Origin of the sequence: Roseococcus suduntuyensis (assembly GCF_014196305.1) — a bacterium.
GTDB classification, from domain to species: domain Bacteria; phylum Pseudomonadota; class Alphaproteobacteria; order Acetobacterales; family Acetobacteraceae; genus Roseococcus; species Roseococcus suduntuyensis.
The window spans coordinates 1,142,083-1,156,888 of record NZ_JACIDJ010000001.1 but is presented as its reverse complement, the minus strand read 5'-3'; the positions used below and the strand labels follow the sequence as shown (position 1 = coordinate 1,156,888).

Sequence of the window (14,806 nt, the reverse complement as noted above, 5' to 3'; positions counted from 1 at the left end):
CCCACCCAGAATTGTAGTTTTATTGAGACCATAGATCGGGAATTGACCCTTTCTTTCTTTTGCGTTAAGGACCGTTTCGTGATCGTGCGAAAAAGGTGGCCGGAATGCGGCGCCAAATCCGCCGATCCTGCGCATCCGATCCTGCCCGTTCTGGGTGTGGTCGCCTTCGGAGCGCGGCCAGCGGCGGAGTGCAAAGGTGGACGTTGCGATGAAGGAGCCGGTTTCCGGACAGGACGCCAAGGCGGAACGCGAGCATCGCCCCAGCCCCATTGACGTTCATGTCGGCTCCCGCGTGCGGTTGCGCCGGACGCTGCTGGGAATGAGCCAGGAACGCCTGGGCGAGGCGCTGGGCCTCACCTTCCAGCAGGTCCAGAAGTATGAGCGCGGGGTGAACCGCATCGGCGCCAGCCGCCTCTTCGACCTCTCCCGCGTGCTGGACGTGCCCATCAGCTTCTTCTTCGACGACATGCCGGGCCAGGTGGGCGGCAGCCAGGGCTTCGCCCGCCGCGTGGCCGGCTTCGCCGAGGAATCCTCCCCCTTCGAGGACGACACCCTGCACCGGCGCGAGACGCTGGAGCTGGTGCGCGCCTATTACCGCATCCAGGACCCCGCCGTGCGCCGCCGCGTCTTCGACCTGATCAAGGCGATGACCCCGGTCGAATAAGCCGCGCCTCGCCGGGCGTGAGGCCGAAGGCCGCCCGGAAGGCGGCGCCGAAGGCCGGCGCGCTGGCATAGCCCACCGCCGCCGCGGCCCGCGCGGGCGTGGCGCCGCCGGCCAGCAGCGCCGCCGCCTCGGTCAGGCGCAGCGCCTGGCGCCAGCGGGCGAAGCCCATCCCCGTCTCCGCCTGGAACAGCCGGGCGAGCGTCCGCGCCGAGCCGCCGCAGCGCTGCGCCCATTCCTCCAGCGTCCAGTCGCGCCCCGGGTCGGCGGCCAGCGCATCCGCCAGCCGGCGCAGCCGCGCGTCGCGCGGGGCGGGCAGGCCGAAGGGCAGTTGCGGGGCACGCGCCACCTCCTCCGCGATCAAGGCCGCCAGATGCCCGCCGCGGCCCTGCACATCCCATTCCAGCGGCTCCGCGCAGGCGGCGAGGATGAGTTCGCGCAGCAGGGGCGAGACGGCCAGGACCAGCGCCCTGCCCTCGCCCAGCACCGCCGCATCCTCCCGGAAGAACAGGGCGCGCATGGCGAGCGGCCCTTCCACCGCCACCGCATGCGGCATGGCGGCCGGCACCCAGAGCGCCCGGCCGGGGGGAACGGTGAAGTTGTATTCCCGCGTCGCCACCCGCATCACGCCGCGCGTCGCGTAGAGAAGCTGGGCGCGGCCGTGGTGGTGCCAGCCCGTTGCCTCGCCATCGGTGTAGTCGCGCGCATAGGCGGTGAGCGGCCGATCGGCCTGTTCCTGGGCCAAGGTGCGCAGATTGGGGGTGCGCGGGTTTTGTCCGTCTGCCGACATGTTCCGTCCGGACGTTGAAGGGCAGACAGGCTAGCGTATCCGCCATGACCAGCACCACCCGCCAGATCTGCTTCATCAACGCCGCAAGCTTTGCCGACCGCGCCAAGGCCAGCCGCCACACCAACCCTGGCCTCGGCGCGGGGAGTGCGCGGCGATGACCAGCACCACCCGCCAGATCTGCTTCATCAACGCCGCGCACAGCTTCACCCATTACGGGCTGCTGGTGCTGGCCACCGCCGTGCTGGCCATGGTGCAGGAGCCGGGGGCGCCCTTCGGCACGGAATACGGGCCCATCATCGCGCTCGGCACCGGCATGTTCGTGATTTACGGGCTGGGCGCGCTGCCCATGGGCTGGCTCGCCGCGCGCTTCGGGCGCAAGGCCATGATGTCGGCCTTCTTCCTGGGCTCGGGGGCCGCCATGGCGGCGGCGGGCTTCACCTCGGGGCCGCTGGGGCTGGCCGTGGCGCTGGCGGTGATGGGCGCCTTCTCGGCCATCTACCACCCCATCGGCACCGCCATCATCAGCGAGGCCGGCGGCAACCGGGTGGGCCGCGCCATGGGCATCAACGGCGTCTTCGGGAACCTGGGCGTCGCACTTGCCCCGGTGGTCACGGCCTTCCTGGCCGCCCAGCTCGGCTGGCGCTGGGCCTTCGTGCTGCCGGGGCTGGCCTGCATGGTGATCGGCCTGGCCTACCTGCGTGAGCCCGCCTATGACGCCCGCCGCGCCGGCGTCCAGACGCGCCCCTTCCCGCGCATCCCGCGCGCCATCGTCCGCCGCGCCGTGATCTCGCTGATGCTGATCGCGGTGGTGTCGGGCCTGGTCTTCAACGCCTACACCATGCTGATCCCGAAGCTGATGGAGGAACGCCTGGCCTCCTCGCCCGACCTGCTGCCGGTGGTGGGGCTGCTGGCCTTCCTGGCGACGCTGTGCGGGGGCCTCGCGCAGTTCACCGTGGGCCACATGATTGACCGGATGACGCTGAAATCGGTCTTCATGCCGCTGGCCATCGTGCTGGTGCCGGGAATGCTGGCGCTGTCCTTCCTGGATGGCTGGATCGTGCTGCCGCTGGCGGGGCTGATGGCGGCGGCCATCTTCGGCCAGGTGACGGTGAACGAGACCATCACCGCGCGCTACGTGGCGCCGGAATTGCGCGCCAAGCTCTATTCGCTGCGCTTCACCGTGGGCTTCCTTGGGGCCGCCTGCGCCGCGCCGCTGGTGGGCTTCCTGCACGCCAGCACGGGCAACCTGGCGGCCGCCATGGTGGCGCTGGCCGGGGCCGCCACGGTCACGCTGGGCTGCGCGCTGTGGTTCCCCAACAGCCCCGAGGAACTGCACCCGGAACTCTGGGAAAAGGCGGAGGAGCCCGCCCCGCGCACGGTGGCGGCGCCGGCGGAGTAGCGCCCGCGATCGCCGGAGGGCCGCAGGCCCGGAGGCGTGAATCGCCGGCGGAGTAGCCCGGCCAACTTCCCCCAACGTCAGTTCGGGAAGACCAGCACCATCCGCGGCAACCCCGTCCCCACCCATTGTTCGGCGTGGGTGACGCGGCCGCTCGCCTCATCCGCCCAGAAGGAATTCGCCACCGCCCCCTGCCCCGGCACCCGGCAGCGTTCCTCCACCAGCACCACACCCTCCTCCTCGGTGCGGGCGGCACGCAGGCGACAGTCGAAGGCGATGCCGAAGCGCATCGAGGCGGGGTTCCGCCCAGCGCCGGACAAATCCACCAGCCGCCGCGCCTCGGCGCTGCGACCCAGCAGTTCCACGGGGTTGTCCAGCGGGTCCGGCCCGTCGAAGCGCGTGGCGGTGATGAGGGTGGGCAGGCCCGAGGTGGCCACCACGCGCGGCCCGTCCGTCGCCACCACCACGCCGCCAGGCGCGCGCCACATCCGCCGGTTCCCCTGCTGCTGGATGAGCACGGCCGTCGCGGTGCGCGGCCCGAGGCCCAGGCGAAGCTGGGGGGCGGCGGCGTCCACCTCGGCGCTCTCGGCCTCGGCGATGGCCAGGCGGTCGGGTTCGGGCGCGGTCTCCCGTGGCTGAGGCAGGCCAAGCCCGCCCATCACCGCCCGCGCCATGCCCGAGGCCCCGCCATCGCTGCCGCAGGCCGCGAGAAGCAGGAGAAGGCAGGGGATCGCCGCGCGACGCATTAATGGAAGGTTAACCACACGCCCCGGTTGCTGGGGAGGGGTGACTTGCGGCGCCGCGGCAAAACCCGCACAGACCGCGCCCATGTCCGCCGCCGCGCCCTGTTCCGGTTCCGGCCCCACCCCCTGGGCCCAGGCCAGACGCATCGTCATCAAGATCGGCTCCGCCCTGCTGGTGGAGGCCGAGCGCGCCGAGCCGCGCGCCGCCTGGCTCGCCTCCGTGGCCGAGGACATCGCCGCCCTGCGCGCGCAGGGGCGCGAGGTGATCGTCGTCTCCTCGGGCGCCGTCGCACTCGCCCGCCGCACCCTGGGCCTGACGGGCCGGACCCTGCGCCTGGAACAGAAGCAGGCCGCGGCCGCCGTGGGGCAGATCCGGCTGGCCGGCGCCTGGGACACGGCCCTGGCCGCCCAGGGCCTGCGCGCCGCGCAACTGCTGCTGACGCTGGAGGACAGCGAGGACCGCAGGCGCTACCTCAACGCCCGCGCCACGCTGGGCACGCTGCTGGAGCTGGGCTGCGTGCCCGTCATCAACGAGAACGACACGGTGGCCACCGCCGAAATCCGCTTCGGCGACAATGACCGCCTGGCCGCCCGCGTGGCCGAGATGGTGCAGGCCGACGCGCTGGTGCTGTTCAGCGACATTGACGGTCTCTACACCGCCGACCCCCGCCGCGACCCCACGGCCACCCATCTGCCGGTGGTCGAGCGCATCACGGATGACATCATGGCCATGGGGGGCGAGCCGCCGCCCGGCTATTCCTCCGGCGGCATGCGCACCAAGCTGATCGCGGCGCGCATCGCGACCGGGGCCGGCTGCGCGATGGCCATCGCGAAGGGCGAGGCCATGCACCCGCTGCGCGCGCTGGAAGAGGGCGCCCGCTGCACCTGGTTCCTCGCCCCGCCCGAGGCCCGCACCGCCCGCAAGCGCTGGATCGCGGGCAGCCTCGCGCCGCTGGGCACGCTGGTGGTGGATGAGGGCGCGGTGGGCGCCTTGCGCCGCGGCTCCTCCCTGCTGCCGGCGGGCGTGCGCGAGGTGCGCGGCGAATTCCTGCGCGGTGATCCGCTGTCCGTGCGCGACGCCACGGGCCGCGAATGGGCGCGCGGGCTTTCCGCCTATGACGCGGCCGATGCGCGCCGCATCGCCGGCCATCGTAGTGCCGAAATCGAGGCCATCCTGGGCTGGCGCGGCCGCGACGAGATCATCCACCGCGACGACCTGGTTTTGCTGGAGGAATAGAGGCTGATGTTCGACGCCTTCCTGATGGGTGTGGTCGAAGGCCTCACCGAGTTCCTGCCCATTTCCTCCACCGGCCACCTGATCCTGCTGGGGGAGCTGATCGGGTTCCACGGCCCGCCCGGCAAGGTGTTCGAGATCACGATCCAGCTCGGCGCCATCCTGGCCGTCATCGTGGTGTTCTGGGCGCGGCTGATGGCGGTGGCGCGGGGCTTCTGGAAGCGCGGCACGCCGGAATATGTTTTCGCCATGAATGTGGCCCTGGCCTTCCTGCCGGCGGCCTTCATCGGCGCAACTTTCCACGGCACCATCACCTCATTGCTGTTCAACCCCTTCGTGGTGGCCTGCGCGCTGATCCTGGGCGGCATCGCCATCATCGTGATCGAGAAGAAGCGGCCCGAGCCCACCATCCATGCCGTGGAGCAGATCAACCCCATCGCGGCCGTGCTGATCGGCTTCGGCCAGGCGCTGGCAATGATCCCGGGCACCTCGCGCTCAGGGGCCACCATCATCACCGCGCTGCTCTGCGGCGTGGACCGCAAGACGGCGGCGGAGTTCAGCTTCATCCTGGCCATTCCGACCATGATCGCGGCCAGCGCCTATTCGCTGTTCAAGGTGCGCGCCGAACTCACCAGCGATGGCCTCGCGCAGATCGCGCTTGGCACGGTGGTGGCCTTCGTCGTGGCGCTGTTCACGGTCAAGCTTCTGCTGGCCTTCATCGCGCGGATCGGCTTCACCCCCTTCGGCTGGTATCGCATCGGGCTCGGCACGCTGATCCTGCTGGTGCTGGCCGTGGGTTGAGCGACAGGCGCGTTGGCCAATCAGGGCCGCGGGGCTAGTCTGCAATGATCCGGTTCAAGGAGACGAAAGACATGGCAAGCAACACATTCCACCGCCGCAGCCTGATGGCCGGCGTGGCGCTCGCGGCGCCGGCGCTGATCGGGCGTGAGGCCGCGGCGCAGACGCCGTCCTTCTTCCGCATCGGCACGGGTTCGGCCGGCGGCACCTACTACCCCATCGGCGGCATCATCGCGAACGCCATCTCCTGCCCGCCGGGCTCCGCCTGCAACGTGGCCGGCGCCACGGACGGCGTGCCGGGCATGGTGGCCGTGGCCCAGGCCACCCAGGGCAGCGTGCAGAACGTGAACCTGATCCAGTCCGGCAATGCCGAGAGCGGCTTCGTGCAGTCCGACGTGCTGCATTGGTCCTACACCGGCACGGGCCTGTTCGAGGGCCGCCCGCAGCTTCAGCGGCTGCGCTTCCTGGGCCACCTCTTCCCCGAGCACATCCACGCCGTGGTGCGCGCGGACAGCGAAATCCGCGCCTTCTCCGACCTGCGCGGCCGGCGCATCGCCATCGGCCTGCAGGCCTCGGGTGCCCGCGTGGGCAGCGAGATGATCCTGGAGGCCAATGGCCTGCGGGCGGGGCGCGAATTCACGGCCGAGTTCCTGAACCAGGCGCAGGGCACCGAGCGCATGCAGGACCGTGGGCTCGACGCCACCTTCACCGTGGTGGGCTACCCCGCCGCCGCCTTCACCGAGTTCTGCAGCCGCACCGGCTGCCGCATCCTGCCCATCGCCGGCGCCGAGGCCACCCGCGTGATCGAGCGCGCGCCCTTCTACTCCACGGGCGTGATTCCGGCCGGCGCCTACCAGGGCGTGACCCAGGACGTGCCGACGCTGACCGTCGGCGCCTGCTGGATCGTGCGCGACAGCGTGCCGGACAACGTGGTCTATGAGATCACCCGCGCGCTGTGGTCCGAGACGACGCGCGGCCTGCTCGACCGTGGCCACGCCAAGGGCCGCGAGATCATTCGCCAGCGCGCCCTGGAAGGCCGCGGCGTGGTGCCCTTCCACCCGGGTGCCGAGCGTTTCTACCGCGAAGCCGGCATGCTCTGAGACCTGCTGAGACTGTGGTTGCTGGCCCCGCGCGAATTGCCGCGCGGGGCCGTTTTCGTGTGAGGAAGTCAGCGTGAGCGAACAGCGTTCATCGAGCACCAGGCTCGACCTCGAGGCGGCGGAAAAGCTGGAGAAGGCGACGGACAGCGAGTTGCGCTTCCGTGACCTCTCGGGCCTGGCCGCGCCCATGGTCTCGGCGGCGCTGGTCGCGCTCTCGGTGTTCCACTACTGGACGGCCGGCTTCGGCATCATGACCGAGCATTGGCACAAGGCCATCCACCTGGCCGCCGTGCTCGCGCTGGTGTTCATCATGTTCCCCGGCGGGCGCCTCTTCTCCTTCGGGCCGAAGATCGGCGGGGTGCCGGTGCTGGACTGGGTGCTGGCCACCACCATCATCATCGCCACCATCTATCTGCCCGTCATCTTCGACGAACTCACCTTCCGCATCGGCATGCCCAACGACATGGACATGCTGATGGGCACCATCATGGTGGTGCTGACGCTGGAGGCGGTGCGGCGCTCCATGGGCATCACGCTGCCCATCATCGTCTGCGTGTTCATCGCCTATGCGCTGTGGGGCAACCTGCTCTCGGGCGTGCTGGCGCATCCCGGCTCCGACTGGGCCGGCTTCGTGAACCATGTCTACCTCACGCAGGAAGGCATCTTCGGCATCCCGGCCAAGGTGGTGGCCACCTACGTCTTCCACTTCGTGCTGTTCGGCGTGATCGCCACGCGGATGGGCCTCGGCCAGTTCTTCATCGACATCGCGACCATCATCGCCGGGCGCTATGCGGGCGGGCCGGCCAAGGTGGCGGTGCTGGCGTCGGCCATGTTCGGCTCCATCAGCGGCTCCTCCATCGCGAACACGGTGACGACCGGTTCGCTCACCATCCCGGCCATGAAGCGCGTGGGCTACAAGCCGCACTTCGCGGGCGCGGTGGAAGCGGCGGCGAGCGCGGGCGGGCAGATCACGCCGCCCATCATGGGGGCCGCCGCCTTCATCATGATCGAGTTCCTGGAAATCACGCTGACGACGCTGCTGATCGCGGCCGCGATCCCGGCCGCCATGCACTTCTGGGGCGTCTTCGTGCAGGTGCATTTCGAGGCCAAGCGCCTGGGCCTGCGCGGCCTGGAGCAGTCCGAACTGCCGAAGCTGTGGCCCACGCTGCGCGACGGCTGGCCCACGGTCATTCCCCTCGTGCTGCTCGTCTATGTCATCCTGGCCGGCTACACGCCCTATCTGGCGGCTTTCGTGGGCATCACGGCCTGCGTGGTGGTGGGCTTCCTCAACCCCCGCAACCGGCTGACGCTCAAGGACCTCTGGATCGCGCTCGACACCGGCGCGCGCTACGCGCTGGCGGTGGGTGCCGCGGCCGCCGCGGTCGGCATGGTGGTGGGCGTGGTGACGCTGACCGGCGCGGGCTTCCGCGTGGGCTTCATCGTGACCCAGGCCGCCGCCTCCGCCGCCGCCTTCTTCACCCCGGTGCTGGACCTGATGCCGGCGGGCTTCGTCTCGCTGCAGGGGCTGACGCTGTTCCTCACGCTGCTCTTCGTCGCCATCATCTGCGTGCTGATGGGCGCGGGCATTCCCACCACCGCGCTCTACATCATCCTGGCGGCGATCGCGGCCCCCTCCATCGTGCAGCTCGGCGTGCCGCCCATCGCCGCACACCTCTTCGTGCTGTATTTCGGGATCCTGGCGGACCTCACGCCACCCGTCTGCGTCTCGGCCTATGCGGCGGCGGGCATCGCGGGGGCCAACCCCTTCCGCACGGGGCTGACCGCCTTCCGCCTGGGCATCGCGAAGGCCACCGTGCCCTTCGTCTTCGCCTATGCGCCCGTCATGCTCATCGTCACGGACGGCTTCACCTGGGACGCCTTCCTGCTGGTGACGCTGACCTGCGCCATGGGGGTGCTGTTCATCGGCATCGGGCTGACGGGCTATGCCTTCACCCATATGGGCCTGGTTTCGCAGCTCCTCCTCATCCTGGGGGCGCTGCTGATGATCGCGCCCAACGGGCCGCTCGCCATCGTGGGTGGGGCGCTGGCCGCGCCGGTGCTGCTGGTGAATTTCCTGAAGTCGCGGCGGGAGGCGCCCCGGCCCGCCGTCACGTAACCGTCACTTACACCCGCGCGAAGGCAAGGCTACAGCAACGGCAACTTGAGAAGAGGCTGTTTCCGTGGACCTTGCCTTCGAAACCCTGCCCTCCGGCGCGCTCTGCATCGCGCTGACCGGGCGCCTCGACATCACGGGCGCCAGCGCGGTGGAACTGCGCTTCACGGCGCTGGCCGCCGGCCACAAAGCCGTGGTGGTGGACATGGATGGGGTGGAGTTCATGGCCTCCATGGGCCTGCGCCTGCTGGTGATGGCGGCACGCGCCGCCAACTCCAAGGGCGGGCGCCTGGTGCTGTGGCGCCCCCGCCCCGTGGTGGCCGATGTCATCACCACCTCCGGCCTCGACGCGCTGCTGCCCATGGTGACGGAGCTGTCCGAGGCGGAATCCCGCGTCCAGGCTTGAAGCCCCTCACTCTCGCCCTGCCGGCGGAGCTGGCCCGCGCGGCCGAGCTCGCCGCGTGGGTCGAGGGCGCCGTCACCGCCTGGAACCTGCCCTCCGCGCGCGCCCATGCGCTGCATCTCTGCGCGGAGGAGATCTTCGCGAATATCGCGATGCACGCGGCGCCGGCCGAGGTCACGGTCACGCTGGAAGGCGATGCCACTCGCCAGGTGATGGTCTTCACCGACACCGGCCCGCCCTTCGACCCCACCAGCGCGCCCCCGCCCCCGCCGCCCACGGATTTCGACAGCATCGGCATCGGCGGGCGCGGGCTGCTGCTGGTGCGCCGCTTCGCCGGCACCATGGCCCATGCGCGCGAGGATGGCCGCAACCGGCTGGAACTCACCTTCGGGTGATTGCGCCGGCGCCATAGCGCGCGTGGCGTTATTGAGCGACTGATTCACCGCTCCGGCGATTTCGCCTCCGCGGATCAGGCGCTAACCTGCCCCTCAAGGAAACATCCACGAGAGGCACGCGATGAACGCGGACACCCAGCTTGCGCCGGCCCAGGTGGTGGAAACCTGGCTGCGGCATTTCAACGCGGCCCAAGGGGCGGCGCCAGGCGACGAGGCGGCGCTGACGCCCCTCTTCCGCGAGGACGGCCATTGGCGCGACCTGCTGGCGCTGAGCTGGGGCTTCGTCACCCATAGCGGGCGCGACGCCGCGCTGGCCGCCCTGGCCCCCGCGCTGCGGCAGGCCGGTGCGCGGGATTTCCGCGTGGCCGAGGACCGCTGCCCGCCGCGGCGCGTGGAACGTGCGGGCGAGGCCTGCATCGAGGCCATCCTCCGCTTCGAGACCGATGTGGGCGAATGCGCCGGCGTGCTGCGCATCAAGGCCGCGGACGGCTTCGCCACCCCGCCCGCCGCCTGGACGCTGATGACCGCCCTGCACAGCCTGCGCGGCCATGACGAGGAAAGCGCGCGCCTCTCGCGCGAGGAACCCGCCTTCGAGCGCGACTTCAAGGGCCCCAACTGGCTCGACAAGCGGCTGGAGGCGCGGCTCTACAAGGACCGCGACCCGGCCGTGCTGATCGTGGGCGGGGGCCATGCCGGGCTGGGCGCGGCCGCCAGCCTGAAGGCGCTGGGGGTGGAGGCGCTGGTCGTGGACCGCATGGCGCGCATCGGCGACAACTGGCGCCTGCGCTACCACGGGCTGAAGCTGCACAACTCCCTGGGCAGCAACCACATGCCCTATCTGCCCTTCCCCGACACTTGGCCCACCTACATCCCGAAGGACAAGATCGCGAACTGGCTGGAATTCTATGTCGAGGCGCTGGAACTCGACTTCTGGACCCGCACCAGCTTCGAGGGCGCCACATTCGACGAGGCGGCGCGGTGCTGGAACGCCACGCTCAAGCTGGAAGATGGCAGCACGCGCGTCATGCGCCCGCGCCACATCATCATGGCCACCAGCGTCTCCAGCGTGCCCAAGCTGCCAGACATCCCGACGCTCTCGAACTTCCAGGGCAAGGTGCTGCATTCCAGCCAGTTCAAGGATGGCGCGGAATGGGAGGGAAGGCCCGTGATGGTGTTCGGCACCGGCACCAGCGCGCACGACATCACGCAGGACCTGCACGGCAATGGCGCGCACGTCACGATGGTGCAGCGCAGCCCCACGCTGGTGACGAATGTGGAGCCCGCCGCGCAGCTCTATGACGGCATCTACTACGGGCCCGGCCCGGCGCGGGAGGACCGTGACCTCATCAACACCTCCTTCCCGCTGCCGGTGATGAAGCGGGCGCACCAGATCCTGACCGCGAAATCACGCGAGCTGGATGCGGAGCTGCTGTCAGGGCTGGAGCGCGTGGGCTTCCGCCTCGACTTCGGCGAGGACGACACGGGCTGGCCGCTGAAATACCGCACGCGCGGGGGTGGCTACTACTTCAACGTGGGCGCCTCCGAACTGCTGATCCGGGGCGAGGTGGGGCTGATGCAATACCACGACATCGCCCATTTCGCGGCCGATGGCGTGGTGATGAAGGATGGCACGCGGCGGCCCGCGGAACTCATCGTGCTCGCCACCGGCTACAAGGGGCATGAGCACATGGTGAACGCCTTCTTCGGCCCGGAGGTGGCGGCGCGCGTGGGCCAGGTCTGGGGCTTCGACATGCCGCGGCAGGAGCTGGCGAACATGTGGCACCGCACGCCGCAGCAGGGGCTGTGGTTCACGGGGGGCGCGTTTTCGCAGGTGCGGATGTATTCGCGCTACATCGCCTTGCAGATCAAGGCGCAGGAGCTGGGGTGGGTGTAGCGGCCGGAGGCTAGCCGCGCGGCCGATCCACGCCCCTGGCTGCGCCAGGGACGATCGGACGCTACCCCAACCGCTCATCCGGCGGCGCGATCTCGGTGGCGAGGTCGCGCAGCAGCGCCTTGTTCCCCAGGGGCGCCAGGCGCATCTCCCGCGCCTCCAGCCGCGCCGTGCAGGCATAGATGACGCGGCCATCCAGCAGCATCATGCACTCCTTGCAGGCATTGGCGTTCAGGCAGGCATAGCGGAAGGCCAGCGTCGCATCCTGCTCCACCCGCAGGCGGCGCAGACCGTCCAGCACGCTCTCGCCCGGCTCGAACTCCAGCGCGAATTCCTCCTCGCGCGGGGCCTCGCCCGGGGCGCCGCGCTGGATCAGCAACCGCGCCCGCATCACGCGGCCTCCAGCACGGGCGCGGCGGCACCCTCCGGCAGGCGCAGGCACTGGTTGCGCCGCCAGCCCTCGTCCAGACCGGGGAAATCCTCGCGCTGATGCGCGCCGCGGCTTTCGGTGCGCGCCATGGCCGCCGTCACCACGCAATCCGCCACCAGCAGCATCTACCGCAGGTCGAGCCAGTCCAGCCGCGCCAGGTCATGTGCCGCGCCAGGCGCACCCGGCGGGGCCTCGCCCAGCTCGGCGCGGAGTTCGGCCAGGACGGAGGCCGCCCGCGCCAGCCCCGAAGCCGTGCGGAAGGGCCCCACATCCCGCGCCATCACCGCCTGCAAGCGCGCCACCAGCGCCGCCGTGTTGCGCGCGGGGCCGGACGACGAGAGCAGCGCCGTGGCCGAACCCGCGTCGAAGCCGCGCGGCGCCCCCGCCGCCGCGATCCGCGCCGCCTCCCGCCCCGCCACGCGGCCGAACGCGAAGGCCTCGGTGATGGCATTGCCCGAAAGGCGGTTCGCCCCATTGGCCCCGCCCACCGCCTCGCCCGCCGCCAGCAGGCGCGGCACGCCGGTCCGCATCCGCGTGTCCACGCGCACGCCGCCCATGTGGTAGTGCGCGATGGGCGAGACCTCGACGGCATCGCGCGTCAGATCAATGCCGTTCGCGGCCAGCTTGTCGATCACGGGCCCGAAGGCCGCGCGCAGCGTGGCTGCCGGCAGATGCGAAAAGCTCAGCCAGGCGCCGCCATGGGGCGAGCCGCGCCCGGCCTCCACCTCCTTCGTGATGGCATAGGTGGCGAGGTCGCGCGTGACGGTGTAGCCGCCCGCCTCCACGCCGCCGCCCCAGCGTTCGGTGAATTCCTCGCCCGCCGCGTTCAGCAGCCGCCCGCCCAGCTTGTAGCGGAAGGGGTCCCACATGATGGGGTCCATTCCCACCAGCCGCGGGGCCAAATGCCCGATGGGGAAGAACTGCACGAATTCCATGTCCATCAGCCGCGCCCCGGCCCGCAGCGCCAGCGCATAGCCATCGCCCGACATGTTGGCGCTGGCGCTGTTGCGGGCGTAGAGCCGCGTGAGGCCGCCGGTCGCGATGATGGTCGCACCGGCCGCGATGGTGACAACCCCGCCGCGCGCCACGTCCAGCGCTACCGCCCCCGTCACCTCGCCGCCCTGCACCACCAGGTCCGTCACGGCCAACTCGCCCACGCGGCGGATGGCGTCGCCCACGCGCTGCACCTGCGCGCGCAGCGTGCGCGAGACGGCGGGCCCGGTGTTGAGGAAGTCCACATAGACGCAGCGCGGCCGGTCGTGCCCCGGCGCCTGCACCTGGGCGAAGCCGTTGCCCGCGCGCGCCCAGCCCACCTTCCAGGCATCCATCTCCAGGATGCAGTCGCGCCCCTCCTCGCAGAGCAGGGCGGAGAGCGCCTCGTCGCAGAGCCCACGCCCGGCGGCCAGCGTGTCGGCCAGGTGGAAGCCGGGCGTGTCGCCGGGGCCGACCGAGGCGGCGACGGTCATCTGCGCCATGACGGTGGCGCCGCCGCGCCCGATCAAGCTGCGGTCCAGCAGCAGCACGCGGCCCGCACCGTGCCGCGCCGCCTCGATGGCGGCATACATGCCCGCCCCGCCCGCGCCGATGATGAGGACGTCCGTTTCCAGATGGGTGATGGCTCGGCTCCTTCAGGGCGCCAGGGATTGGAAGCGCTGGGTTTGGAGGCGCTGGATTGGAGGCGCTGGATTGGAGGCGCCGCGCGCCCCTCGCGTCAATCCAGCCGGATGCCGGCGCCACGCACCACGCTGCCCCAGGCCTCCTGCTCGGTGCGGACGAGTTCGCCCAGCGCCTCGGGCGGGCCGGCTTCGGGTGCCGAGGCCTGCAGGCGCAGGATTTCCAGCATGGAGGGGGCCTTCATGGCCTCGACCATGGCCGCGTTCAGCCGCGCCACCACGGGGGCGGGCGTGCGGGCCGGCGCGAAGACCGCCTGGAGGATGCTGACCGAGAGGTCCACCCCCTGCTGGCGCAGCGTGGGCACATTGGGGAGCAACGCGAGGCGCTCGGGCGAAAGGACGGCCAGCACCCGCACGCGGCCGTCGCGCGCGAAGGCCTCGGCCGCACCGGCCGGCAGCACCATGCTGTCCACCTGGCCCGCGCCCAGCGCGGTCAGCGCCGGCGCCGCCCCGGTGAAGGGCACGTGCAGCAGCTCGAAGCCGGCGGCGAGGCCGATGCGCAGCATCGCGATCTGCGACACGCTGCCCACGCCCCAGCTCGAATGGGTCAGCCCGCCCGGCCGCGCCTTGGCCGCGGCGATGAAGGCCGCGAGGTCGGCCACACCCGACTGCGTCGGCCCGACCGCGACGGCCAGCGGCACGCGGGTGATGAGCGAGACGGGCAGGAAGTCCCGGTTGGCGTCATAGGGCAGGTTGCGCATGGCGGCGGGGTTCACCGCATGGGTGTCCGTCACGCCCACCAGCAGGGTGGTGCCATCGGGCGTGGCGCGGGCCACGGCATTGGCGCCGATGCTGCCATTGGCGCCAGGCCGGTTCTCCACCACCACCGAATTGCCGAGGAAGGCCGACATGGGCCCGGCCACGCCACGCGCCAGCACATCGGTGATGCCGCCCGGCGGATAGGGGACGACAAGGCGGATGGCGCCCGTGGGAAAGCCCTGCGCGGCGCCGAGGGCGGGGGCGGCGAGCAGCGGCGCGGCCAAGGCGGTGCGGGCGAGGGTGCGGCGGGACAAGCGGATCATGCGGCCTCCAGGTCATGGTTGCCGTGACGGTGCTGTCTCCCCTCATGGAGGAAGTTAGGGTTGGTCGCGCCGGGTGGCAAGGCGGGGCGCGGTTTCCCTGGACTTTTCAGCCACTTCGTGCCATATCATGCATCTGCCGAGGGCGTTCCGCGCGGGC

15 protein-coding genes are annotated in these 14,806 nt (G+C 71.0%); 9 read left to right on the top strand and 6 right to left on the bottom strand.

The features are described from left to right. Positions 1-208: 208 nt before the first annotated feature. The gene (locus GGQ83_RS05445; protein ID WP_184382630.1) at positions 209-664 is read left to right on the top strand and encodes a helix-turn-helix domain-containing protein; all 456 of its coding nucleotides are present in this window, start codon (positions 209-211) and stop codon (positions 662-664) included. On the opposite strand, the gene GGQ83_RS05440 is transcribed toward GGQ83_RS05445, so the two are convergent. Beyond that, the gene (locus tag GGQ83_RS05440) at positions 639-1,451 is read right to left on the bottom strand and encodes an AraC family transcriptional regulator (protein ID WP_184382628.1); all 813 of its coding nucleotides are present in this window, start codon (positions 1,449-1,451) and stop codon (positions 639-641) included. The genes GGQ83_RS05445 and GGQ83_RS05440 overlap by 26 nt on opposite strands. 154 nt (positions 1,452-1,605) lie before the next feature. Here GGQ83_RS05440 and GGQ83_RS05435 point away from each other — a divergent pair, with 154 nt between their 5' ends. Next, a complete protein-coding gene (locus tag GGQ83_RS05435; RefSeq protein ID WP_184382626.1) occupies positions 1,606-2,850 on the top strand; it encodes an MFS transporter in 1,245 nt (414 codons plus the stop codon). Positions 2,851-2,927: 77 nt separating this feature from the next. Here the strand turns inward: GGQ83_RS05435 and GGQ83_RS05430 are convergent, their stop codons facing one another. Then, complete coding sequence (locus GGQ83_RS05430) at positions 2,928-3,593, bottom strand: YjbF family lipoprotein (protein ID WP_184382624.1); 666 nt, start codon at positions 3,591-3,593, stop codon at positions 2,928-2,930. An 82-nt stretch (positions 3,594-3,675) separates the two neighbouring features. Here GGQ83_RS05430 and proB point away from each other — a divergent pair, with 82 nt between their 5' ends. The 7 genes from proB (at position 3,676) to GGQ83_RS05395 (ending at position 11,527) form a co-directional block, all read left to right on the top strand. Next, entirely contained in the window at positions 3,676-4,827 is a 1,152-nt protein-coding gene (proB, locus tag GGQ83_RS05425) for a glutamate 5-kinase (protein WP_184382622.1), read from the top strand. Positions 4,828-4,833: 6 nt separating this feature from the next. Further along, positions 4,834-5,625, top strand: coding sequence for an undecaprenyl-diphosphate phosphatase (locus GGQ83_RS05420; RefSeq protein WP_184382621.1), 792 nt, complete (start codon positions 4,834-4,836; stop codon positions 5,623-5,625). A 71-nt stretch (positions 5,626-5,696) separates the two neighbouring features. Continuing rightward, positions 5,697-6,722, top strand: a complete 1,026-nt coding sequence (locus GGQ83_RS05415; RefSeq protein WP_207018075.1) for a TAXI family TRAP transporter solute-binding subunit — start codon at positions 5,697-5,699, stop codon at positions 6,720-6,722. Positions 6,723-6,795: 73 nt separating this feature from the next. Next, positions 6,796-8,838: a TRAP transporter permease gene (locus GGQ83_RS05410; protein WP_207018077.1), complete on the top strand. Its 2,043-nt coding sequence runs from the start codon at positions 6,796-6,798 to the stop codon at positions 8,836-8,838. 64 nt (positions 8,839-8,902) lie between these two features. Then, a complete protein-coding gene (locus GGQ83_RS05405) occupies positions 8,903-9,241 on the top strand; it encodes an STAS domain-containing protein (protein ID WP_184382619.1) in 339 nt (112 codons plus the stop codon). Continuing rightward, a complete protein-coding gene (locus tag GGQ83_RS05400; protein ID WP_184382617.1) occupies positions 9,238-9,633 on the top strand; it encodes an ATP-binding protein in 396 nt (131 codons plus the stop codon). Before GGQ83_RS05405 ends, GGQ83_RS05400 begins: the two co-directional genes overlap by 4 nt. A 121-nt stretch (positions 9,634-9,754) precedes the next feature. Continuing rightward, positions 9,755-11,527, top strand: a complete 1,773-nt coding sequence (locus GGQ83_RS05395) for an NAD(P)-binding domain-containing protein (RefSeq protein ID WP_184382615.1) — start codon at positions 9,755-9,757, stop codon at positions 11,525-11,527. Positions 11,528-11,588: 61 nt separating this feature from the next. Here the strand turns inward: GGQ83_RS05395 and GGQ83_RS05390 are convergent, their stop codons facing one another. From GGQ83_RS05390 to GGQ83_RS05380, 4 genes are all read right to left on the bottom strand, one after another. Further along, positions 11,589-11,915: a 2Fe-2S iron-sulfur cluster-binding protein gene (locus GGQ83_RS05390; RefSeq protein ID WP_184382613.1), complete on the bottom strand. Its 327-nt coding sequence runs from the start codon at positions 11,913-11,915 to the stop codon at positions 11,589-11,591. After that, a complete protein-coding gene (locus GGQ83_RS19930; RefSeq protein WP_207018080.1) occupies positions 11,915-12,079 on the bottom strand; it encodes a hypothetical protein in 165 nt (54 codons plus the stop codon). The genes GGQ83_RS05390 and GGQ83_RS19930 overlap by 1 nt, the downstream gene beginning before the upstream one ends. Next, on the bottom strand, positions 12,080-13,540 hold the full coding sequence (locus GGQ83_RS05385) for an FAD-binding protein (RefSeq protein WP_311727425.1): 1,461 nt from the start codon (positions 13,538-13,540) through the stop codon (positions 12,080-12,082). 125 nt (positions 13,541-13,665) lie between these two features. Continuing rightward, positions 13,666-14,649 (bottom strand): Bug family tripartite tricarboxylate transporter substrate binding protein, encoded by a 984-nt coding sequence (locus tag GGQ83_RS05380; RefSeq protein ID WP_184382611.1) that lies wholly within the window; start codon positions 14,647-14,649, stop codon positions 13,666-13,668. Positions 14,650-14,806 lie beyond the last annotated feature (157 nt).

Excerpts from the sequence above, each read along its gene's own strand:
- GGQ83_RS05390 (WP_184382613.1), bottom strand. The coding sequence starts at position 11,915 with ATGCGGGCGCGGTTGCTGATCCAGCGCGGCGCCCCGGGCGAGGCCCCG.
- GGQ83_RS05445 (WP_184382630.1), top strand. The coding sequence starts at position 209 with ATGAAGGAGCCGGTTTCCGGACAGGACGCCAAGGCGGAACGCGAGCAT.
- GGQ83_RS05380 (WP_184382611.1), bottom strand. The coding sequence starts at position 14,649 with ATGATCCGCTTGTCCCGCCGCACCCTCGCCCGCACCGCCTTGGCCGCG.
- GGQ83_RS05440 (WP_184382628.1), bottom strand. The coding sequence starts at position 1,451 with ATGTCGGCAGACGGACAAAACCCGCGCACCCCCAATCTGCGCACCTTG.
- GGQ83_RS19930 (WP_207018080.1), bottom strand. The coding sequence starts at position 12,079 with ATGCTGCTGGTGGCGGATTGCGTGGTGACGGCGGCCATGGCGCGCACC.
- GGQ83_RS05435 (WP_184382626.1), top strand. The coding sequence starts at position 1,606 with ATGACCAGCACCACCCGCCAGATCTGCTTCATCAACGCCGCGCACAGC.
- GGQ83_RS05430 (WP_184382624.1), bottom strand. The coding sequence starts at position 3,593 with ATGCGTCGCGCGGCGATCCCCTGCCTTCTCCTGCTTCTCGCGGCCTGC.
- GGQ83_RS05395 (WP_184382615.1), top strand. The coding sequence starts at position 9,755 with ATGAACGCGGACACCCAGCTTGCGCCGGCCCAGGTGGTGGAAACCTGG.
- proB (WP_184382622.1), top strand. The coding sequence starts at position 3,676 with ATGTCCGCCGCCGCGCCCTGTTCCGGTTCCGGCCCCACCCCCTGGGCC.
- GGQ83_RS05415 (WP_207018075.1), top strand. The coding sequence starts at position 5,697 with ATGGCAAGCAACACATTCCACCGCCGCAGCCTGATGGCCGGCGTGGCG.
- GGQ83_RS05420 (WP_184382621.1), top strand. The coding sequence starts at position 4,834 with ATGTTCGACGCCTTCCTGATGGGTGTGGTCGAAGGCCTCACCGAGTTC.